This window comes from Pallidibacillus thermolactis, from assembly GCF_025660415.1.
GTDB lineage: Bacteria > Bacillota > Bacilli > Bacillales > Caldibacillaceae > Pallidibacillus > Pallidibacillus thermolactis.
This window is the reverse complement of the sequence record NZ_JAOUSE010000082.1, coordinates 1-8476: the sequence shown is the minus strand read 5'-3', so window position 1 is coordinate 8476 and position 8476 is coordinate 1. Positions and strand designations below refer to the sequence as shown.

Here is an 8476-nt window from a genome sequence, read left to right as displayed (position 1 = left end):
GTAGAGAATATATTGAAAAAACATCTTCCTTTTTTACCATGTTTTGTGGTATATTAGTAAGGAAAATGTTAATTGAAATGTTTTTTTGTGCAGAAAGGGGCTTTTTTCCCTTTCTTCTTTTTTATCTATATGTATTTGTCGTTTCGCTTCTTGTTCTTCAGTAAGTTTTGTGAAAATGACACGTGTAATAAGGGGATTTTTTACCCAGCGTCCCACTTTAATATTGTCTAATTCTAACACTTCACCTCTTTTTAATTTCTCCGAAATCATAATCAGATCAATCTTTTCCCATTTTCCATCCTGATTTTGCTGATAAAGTTTCATATTATTCTTCATCCTCGAAAGAAAATATCCTCCTTGTTTATCAATATCAATTAAGTTTTCTGTAGAAAAATAACCTAAATCACGTAAACATAAATCACCTGGTTTTATATCATCTTTAATAACCTTGGCATATTGACTGTCGCTCGCAATCCCTTCTTGCACAAGTAAATGTAAGAAAGTGGATTGATACAATTCATACTCTAGGAATTTTAACTCCTGATTCATTAGCTCCTTTATATTCATCATAATAAGCAGGTAATTGAAACGAAGTCGAATCTAAAATTCGAATCCGATTGAAAACTCTTTTTTCTGTAATTGGCATGGCCAATTGTTTTGAAAAAAGTGATTCAAATACTTTCTTCAAAAACTTAACTGCCTGTGGATTAAATCGTTGGTTAAGTCCTTCAGCTGTTAGTTTCAAGTCAAATGTAGCACAAAGTTGTGCACACAACTGAACTAGACTTTTCTTCCCAATCGATTCACCTAAACATGAACAGAGTAAAAGAAAATGTTCAGGTTTTAATTTTGTTTTTCTTTTCATAAATCCAGTTTCTACAGCCCAATATTCTAATTGTTCTATCGAGAAAGTACGAAGCACTTCCTTAAATAATAATTGTAATTCTTTATCTGATACTGTTGGTGCCAAAAAAAATACTCCTCTCAGTTAGTTAATACCGAGAGAAGTATATCCAAAAAATGGTATTTTTTCATTTAAAATGCTTAACTTGATGGCTATGGGGATGCTCCCATTCAATCGTGCTGTGGCTTGATCAAGTGTCTCGATTACAAGTTAATTATTATTGGAGTGTCCTAGAACATAACTAATAATGGATCCGTCATAAAGATCACGAATCGCACTTAAATAGGTCTTTTTTGATTGGCCATACTTAAATTCTGTCACGTCTGTCACCCATTTTTCATTTGGCTTTTCGGCTGTAAATTCATGATTTAATAGATTGTCTACCACATGTTGAGGTGTGGAACGTTTATAACGCTTCTTCTTGATACGAATGACGGAGCGTAATCCAGCGATTTTCATCAATCGATAGATTCTTTTATGATTATGTTTCTTCTCGAACTTTCTATTCATAAGCACTATTATACTTCTTTATCCAGCCTTTGAGGACAGAGGGATCCGATATTTCATATGATCTAGCAACTTAAATTGAAAAGGAAACAAGCTACATTCTTAGTCAGCTAATTATGGTAATGCAGGGAGCATTTCGAGACCGACTAAAAGGTATAATAATCGATCCACAAGATTTTCGCTTTAATGAAATGTTTATTATGTCTGACAAGAATCAAAAGGCTTTATTTGATTGGCTAAAACGTTTGATTACATTGGATACCCCTGTAGAAGATGAGAAGTTTGGGAAATTAAAAGTAGATTTTGAAGAATGGTTCTACCAAATTGGAGGGCGAAACATTCAATTTGTGTATCGGAAGAGCTATTTGTTTAAACCAAAAGAAGCAGTTGCACAGTTAGGCGTTTCAGCGGTTACACTCAATAAGTATGTCAAACGGGGATTTGAATATATCCCGAAACAATCTCAGCGTCGGATACCAAAACATATGATTCCTCTTTGGAAAGATCCAGTATATTGTTTAAAAGTTCAAATGATCCATCAAGAGAAAAAATTACGAAATCAGACACCAGAAGAACGTTTGAAAGAAGTGGTAGAAGAAATTTTAGGATTTCAAATGAAATACAAAGCAGAAACCTCAAAAGACGCATTTCCTGTTTTAGATGGAAACGAGACAAATCTTCAGGATTTCTTTGAGTGGGAAGGATTGGAAGAAGAGTATGATGAATTAAAGAGAAAATTGAATGTGGATTAGGAGGATGATCCAAAATTATTCTTAATTGTTGTGGATTGTGAGCTTATCAATAGAAAAATACCTTTATATTTTTAGATACAAAGTGTTGACATCATTTGAAAAAAACATGAATTTTTCAATGCGAAATCATCAAAGATACAACACTTTTTGTAAGGAAAAACCTTTCTATATCAACAATTTCCAATATGAGTGTGTATGGCAAAATAAAAGTGCAGAGCTTTGCAAAGGAAAAATGCAGAGTCCTGCACTAAATTTTTGTGCATACACAAAAAAAGACTTGCCAGTCACCCCAAGTCCCACTACAGTAATTGTGTCAAGCAATTGGTAGTGGAGGTAAGAAAGGATGCTAGCAATGTCTGATATTAATTGTATCAAACATTTAAGAAATAACAAAGGTTTATCTATTTCAGGTTTGAGTCAAGTATTTATAGGCAGTTTTTTTAACACCTTAAATTTGAAAGCGGATTCAAACCCTTAGGATACTCTCTTGGTAAGAATTTTGCCTTTTTTAAAAGCCAGACAACTCTTTTAATGCTTTGTAAACTGGTATGTTAGCTTTTCTTTTTAGATATAGAACATTGTCTCTAGTGGCTTCACCAATTGTGCTCGTAACTTTTTCTTTATAGTATCTTGGTGGATTCTTTTCCACCTTTGTTTCAGTCCATTTTTCGATCCTGCCAAATAGTGTTTTTAAGGTCAATTTATCCAAGTAAGCTACCAAACCAGTGAACATGGCACTTACACCTTTATCCACCCAACTACGGCCATTTTTAAGTCTTTTGGCAAATACACTCATGGTTCCTTCTGCACTACCCATCGGACGCATTCCTGTTGTATCTATACCCTGTTCTTTAAGCCAGTTACGATAATCTCCCAAGGCTTCTGGATATTTCTCTAATTGGCGAATAAATGCTTCTAGACGTTCCTCTTGCTCATCATCCTCTAGCGTTCCGACTGCACTGTTAAGCTCTGTAAGCAATTTCTCATAATCATATGATGCAAGCGCCTTACGAATTGGACGATAACGTGGGTGATGACGGAACAAACTTCGAATCTCCCGTGCCACATGGAAACGATCAAGCGAAAAGAATGCACGATCTTTGAAATAGTCACGACAAGTTGTAATCCAATTTGCACCATCTCCATTTATTACCAACTTATGAATGGTTGGATCATACTCAAAGTTTTCGATGAGAAAGTCCTCAAACGCCTCCCAAAATGGCTGGTTCCCTTCATGTACGAAATGGCGTTTATTCTTCAGTCTTACTCGTTTTCCATTGACTTCCCAGCCTTGATGAACTTCGGCTATTTTCTCTTCTTTTCCCTTTTTTCGTTTACCTTGACGTTTTACAAACAAACCATCGACCTCTACAAATAATACAGGTTGATGTACATGCTCACGCTTTTTTGGAATACTCGAAACTTGTAATAAGTGTTGACGGATTGCCTCATGACTAATAACCCGATAGCCTAAAAGAGTTTCTAACGTACTGGCTGCTTTTCGATAGGAAGGTCCCTGAACAGCTAATTCAATAGCTACCTCCTCAATCAATGGGCTAAAAGAACCTGCATCCTCAAACTCTAAATAACGATCAAGGAGAAAAACATATTCCCCTGTCTCCCGGTCACGGTAATAATTACGATTTAATTCAATCTCTCCGAAGAGACTAGTTATATGATATTTTCTTTTATCAATGAGTCGATAGCGTTTTTTATCTCGTTCTTCTGCAATCTGTTGATCCATATCCTCCAAAATATTTTTCATAACGCTGGAGAAGGTATCTTGTAATTGCCTCCAAACCATTTGCTCAATTTCTTTTAAATTTGGATATTTTGTGATATTCTTTTCCATGAGGGATACTCCTTTCTCGGTAATGTTTGTTTTGGTCGACTATCATTCTACCAAGGAGTACCCTCTTTTTCATTATATCTGCTTTTTTCCTACCGCGCTTCCGCTTGCTTGCCCCTTCATTTAGTGAACTCACTACGTTCGTTCACTAAATGAAGGGGATAAAATTTATTCCGCCCACAATAATTTTACTCATACCTATTTCAGAAATACAAAGAACAATGGGAATTAATTGGCGAACAGCTAAGAAGTATGCGGATGAAGATCAACTCCCTAAACAGAAATCATTTAAAAAGAAAGGGATGATGTATGAGGAAAAGTGGGGAGTAATTGTTTCAGATTGGCTTTTTGAGGATTTAAAGTTAAGGAAAAAATTAAGAAGAACAAAGAAACAAATATTTGAAGAACTAAAGGAAATGGGTTTCCAAGGTTCTTATCGTACTGTTTGTTACTTTATCTCTGAATGGATGAATACTCACCAAGAAGAAAAGGATAAAGGGTATGAAAGATTAGAACATCCTCCGGGTGAAGCTCAAGTAGACTTTGGAGTAATGGAAGCTGTACAAGATGGAGAAATTGTGGATATTCATGCTTTAGTTATGACGTTTCCTCATAGTAATGCTGGATTTGCAGTACCGTTACCAGCTGAAAATCAAGAATGCTTCTTACATGGTCTCAATATTCTTTTTAAACAGGTTGGGGGAGTACCTAAAAGGATAAGAATCGATAATTTGACCCCCGCTGTGAAGAAAAAAAGGACAAAAAATGAAGAAGCACAATTAACTGATGAATTTGTTCAATTTCAGAATTATTATGGCTTTGATGTGCAGGTATGCAATCCAAGAAGTGGCCATGAAAAAGGAAATGTTGAGAATAAAGTTGGATATATACGCTATAACTTTTTTACTTCAGCTCCAATAATGGACAGCTATGAGGGTTTAACTGATCAATTATTTCATAAATTAGAGGCGGACAGAAATAGAATTCATTATGCCAAAAACGTACGTATTGAGGACTTATGGCAGGAAGAACGGGATTATCTTCTAGCATTACCGGAAAAGCCCTATCCTGTATTTAAAGAGCATCTTGTTAAAGTAAACAAATATAATGAAGTGAAAGTGGATCAGACGTTGGTTCATGTCCCTAAGGGTGGCAACTATAGTCAATTACAAATGATATTAACATGGGATCAATTAAAGATTGTTTCACCTAATGGGGAGATATTATTGGATGACTATCGGCCATATATGAAAAAGCGAAAAGCTTTACCATGGCTTTCAATAATTAAAACATGGATTCATAAACCAAGGGTTGTAGAATATTCGCGCTATAATAAGTATTTACCGGGAAGAATTAAAGAATTTTTGTTGGTAGATAATTTAATTATTCGACGAAAACGATTAGAAGCTCTAGCTAGTTTATTAGTTTCTCATGACATGAAGAAGATTAATGAAGAGTTCTATGAATTAATTGCACAGGATAAGCTACCTAGTGATAATAATCCTTATGAAGTGGACTGGAGTAAATACGATTCATTAACTCCTAGAGAGGAGGCTGTCAATTGAAACAGGACATTAAAGAATTGTGTAAGTCATTGAGGTTAGCTTATGTTGCGGATGTATACGAGCAAATACCGTTTGAAACTCCGGAACAATTCTTGTATAGGCTACTTAAGGAGGAAATAAGATTAAGAGAAAAAGCGAGAGCGATCCGCTTGATAAAAAAGGCGAAGTTCTTAGATAAAAAGAGTTTACATGATTACGAGTGGACCGAACAACTTCGGTTCCCTCCTCACTTAACCAAAGAGGATTTGTGTAGCCTACAATTTATTGAGAATCGAGAAAATGTAGTTTTAGTTGGTTCACCCGGGACAGGGAAGACCCATTTAGCCACAGGACTAGGGAGAAAAGCTTGTGAACTAGGTTATGAGGTTCGTTTTTACCGTGTTGCCCACCTAGTTGAGGAATTAGAGCAAGCTTTACGTAACAACCGTTTATCAGCATTTAGAAAACGGATGGAGAAGGTTGATTTGGTCATTTTAGATGAAATGGGATACTTACCATTTAGTAAAGAAGGAGCTGAATTATTATTCCAAATTATATCGGAGTTTTATGAACAGAAAAGCGTAATTATTACATCTAACTTAGAATTTAGTCAATGGAACCGGATCTTTACAGATTCTCGATTAACAGCAGCGTTAGTGGACAGGCTAATTCATCACGCCCATATCATCTCTTTTCATGGCGAGAGCTATAGACTGTCCCACGCATTGTCGAAAAGGAATTAAATGGGTGGCAAACCTCTGCATTTTTAATTGCATTTCTCTGCACTTTTCTATTGCAAAATACATATGAGTGTCAACACTTTTTAACAGTTAAAAAAGTGTAGAGTAAATGTAGTAATAGTGGAATTTCTAACCATGGAGTTTCAATCTTTGGTATTAAATTGATTAGAACTCTACTATACTTTTTTCAATCATTGAACATACAGTTTCAGTGATGGGAATGTCATTTGTTATTAAACCAATTTAAATTGGAGTCATTCGTAGATTCAAAAATTCTTCTGCTAACATTCCCCCCTTATGTTTGTATAACTTTTTTTCTCTTTATATTAGATAAATTAGGAAGAAAAAATTCCATATATATAGAAAAAAATGGTTGATAAAGTCGAAGTGAGTAATGCTTTTTCTGGGATCGTTAAGGGTATATTCTTTAAAAAAATAGGATGACCGAAACATAAAATGACTTGGTATTATTTTGATTTTCCCGACAAATCATTAATTCCATTTTATTTTCAATTCTATATTTTTTATAGTTCCACTAAAACCACCTAATCCCTTTATGATTAATTCATTTCTCCATAAATTCCATTCTACTAAACGGGTGCCTAAGTTTCTGATGGAGAACGGGCGGTACTATCTTCAAAATAGAAAATGGAAAACATCGGATATAAAGAAATGAAAAAATAAGTGGGTTAGATAAAACGTTGATTAGGAGAGGTTTGATTTTCTTATTATGTTTATTTTAAAAATCATGGTGTATAATTTCGAATTAAAAAGAGCCAAAAAGTTTTTCTTGATTGCAGTCGTTATCACCCTAATTGCATTTATCATTACTTGTATAATAAATCCTGATTTTAAAGTAATAATGGATAGAATAGAGAATTCACATCAGCCAATTAAAAATTCTATAGGAATTAATAAAGTTTGGTCATATATGTTCATAACGGTATTACAGTCCCTATGCAAATGGTTATATTAACGCTTATTCCGATACAATATATGTATTTATTAAATATGATTTTGACCAATTTAATCTTAGGTATTGTTTTTGGGATTGCAGTACAAGTTGATTTAGAGGTAGGATTCCAGTTAATCATTTCTTCTATTCCTCACTCTGTTTTTGAAATTTTCGCCTATTGCATACTTGCTACAGTTCTTTTTGAAATGAATCAGGCTATAAGAGTTAATATAATAAATATATTTAAAAAAGACAAAGCTCAAGTTTCGCTTGTTAAAAGTTTCTTGAAGACAATGAAAGCTTATATTGTTTTTGTTATGCCGCTAATTATAGTAGCTGCTTTCCTAGAAACTTATCTAGCAGATACTTTACTCTATTTGCTCTGATAAAGAACATCATCATTATTCTGGTCTCAAAATAAATATTCAGACTGAATCAATTAACACCAGTCTGAATAATTAAATTTAAATCCTTTTTATTAATGGGATAAAGAATTCTAACCATTCGTCATATAAGGGATATGGTTAATAAATTTTTTTAAATTAATATTATAATGTTCCTCAATAGCTTGTCTTAGTTTTTTTTCCAAATTCGTAAATTCATTGACGATATAATCTAAAGCAAATACATTATACAAGTTTTGTTCTTCCCAAATGGATCTCACCCTTGCCTTATTGGAAAAAGGAATGATAGACAAAATTGCACCATCTTCATAATCTCCGTATTCAATCGTATAATAATGGAATTCTGGTATATGATTCTCTTTAATTTGCTGTTTCCATTCATACAACGCTTTATAGAATTCTAGAATAGCAATTTCTGTTTCGAAATACAATTCATTATTAATTTTTATTGTCAGTGTAGCTTCTACAGCCAATATGGTAGGTATGTCCCTTTTATCTTTATTTGAGATTATTCCTTTATCACTTATAAAATTATATTCAAATGATATTTTATTTATGTGCTCCATGTCTATTGTTACCCTCCTTGTAGAGTTATTATCAATTGCGTGTCTTGTAAATAAAACTTACTGCAAAAAATGATATGGGAATATATAAAACAATGCAAATTTTTTGTAATTCAATTAAAATAGGAGACCCTTTCTAACCGATAAAATATAATTAACAGTTTTAGATAAATAAGATTTTACACTTCTTATTTGGAAGGGGCTGGAAATTCCCCTTCTTATCCAACAAATTCTATTAAAATACATCTCCATCACTGG

8 protein-coding genes and 1 pseudogene are annotated in these 8476 nt (G+C 33.7%); 4 read left to right on the top strand and 5 right to left on the bottom strand.

All coding sequences use genetic code 11. The annotated features are described in order from the left end of the window. Positions 1-33: 33 nt before the first annotated feature. The 3 genes and pseudogenes from OEV82_RS15605 to OEV82_RS15595 form a co-directional block, all read right to left on the bottom strand. Positions 34-549, bottom strand: a complete 516-nt coding sequence (locus OEV82_RS15605) for a transposase (RefSeq protein ID WP_263062391.1) — start codon at positions 547-549, stop codon at positions 34-36. Next, positions 518-970: a hypothetical protein gene (locus tag OEV82_RS15600; protein ID WP_263062390.1), complete on the bottom strand. Its 453-nt coding sequence runs from the start codon at positions 968-970 to the stop codon at positions 518-520. The genes OEV82_RS15605 and OEV82_RS15600 overlap by 32 nt, the downstream gene beginning before the upstream one ends. Positions 971-1117: 147 nt before the next feature. Further along, positions 1118-1387, bottom strand: a pseudogene (locus OEV82_RS15595) (IS3-like element ISEnfa5 family transposase); the annotation flags it as partial. A 140-nt stretch (positions 1388-1527) separates the two neighbouring features. On the opposite strand from OEV82_RS15595, the gene OEV82_RS15590 reads away from it, so the two are divergent. After that, the gene (locus OEV82_RS15590; protein ID WP_263062389.1) at positions 1528-2163 is read left to right on the top strand and encodes a DNA-binding protein; all 636 of its coding nucleotides are present in this window, start codon (positions 1528-1530) and stop codon (positions 2161-2163) included. A gap of 508 nt (positions 2164-2671) precedes the next feature. Here the strand turns inward: OEV82_RS15590 and OEV82_RS15585 are convergent. Continuing rightward, a complete protein-coding gene (locus OEV82_RS15585) occupies positions 2672-4015 on the bottom strand; it encodes an ISLre2 family transposase (protein ID WP_407672788.1) in 1344 nt (447 codons plus the stop codon). A 149-nt stretch (positions 4016-4164) separates the two neighbouring features. Between OEV82_RS15585 and istA the strand changes: the two genes are divergently transcribed. From istA to OEV82_RS15570, 3 genes are all read left to right on the top strand, one after another. Then, positions 4165-5577, top strand: coding sequence for an IS21 family transposase (gene istA, locus OEV82_RS15580; protein ID WP_263062388.1), 1413 nt, complete (start codon positions 4165-4167; stop codon positions 5575-5577). Next, entirely contained in the window at positions 5574-6299 is a 726-nt protein-coding gene (gene istB / locus OEV82_RS15575; protein WP_041901779.1) for an IS21-like element helper ATPase IstB, read from the top strand. The genes istA and istB overlap by 4 nt, the downstream gene beginning before the upstream one ends. Before the next feature lie 918 nt (positions 6300-7217). Beyond that, on the top strand, positions 7218-7637 hold the full coding sequence (locus OEV82_RS15570; RefSeq protein ID WP_263062387.1) for a stage II sporulation protein M: 420 nt from the start codon (positions 7218-7220) through the stop codon (positions 7635-7637). A 110-nt stretch (positions 7638-7747) separates the two neighbouring features. Here the strand turns inward: OEV82_RS15570 and OEV82_RS15565 are convergent, their stop codons facing one another. After that, positions 7748-8221: a DUF7878 domain-containing protein gene (locus OEV82_RS15565; protein WP_263062386.1), complete on the bottom strand. Its 474-nt coding sequence runs from the start codon at positions 8219-8221 to the stop codon at positions 7748-7750. Between the last annotated feature and the right edge of the window lie 255 nt (positions 8222-8476).

Coding starts and splice junctions, on each gene's coding strand:
- OEV82_RS15605 (WP_263062391.1), bottom strand. CDS start 549: ATGAATCAGGAGTTAAAATTCCTAGAGTATGAATTGTATCAATCCACT.
- OEV82_RS15590 (WP_263062389.1), top strand. CDS start 1,528: ATGGTAATGCAGGGAGCATTTCGAGACCGACTAAAAGGTATAATAATC.
- OEV82_RS15585 (WP_407672788.1), bottom strand. CDS start 4,015: ATGGAAAAGAATATCACAAAATATCCAAATTTAAAAGAAATTGAGCAA.
- istA (WP_263062388.1), top strand. CDS start 4,165: ATGAAGGGGATAAAATTTATTCCGCCCACAATAATTTTACTCATACCT.
- OEV82_RS15565 (WP_263062386.1), bottom strand. CDS start 8,221: ATGGAGCACATAAATAAAATATCATTTGAATATAATTTTATAAGTGAT.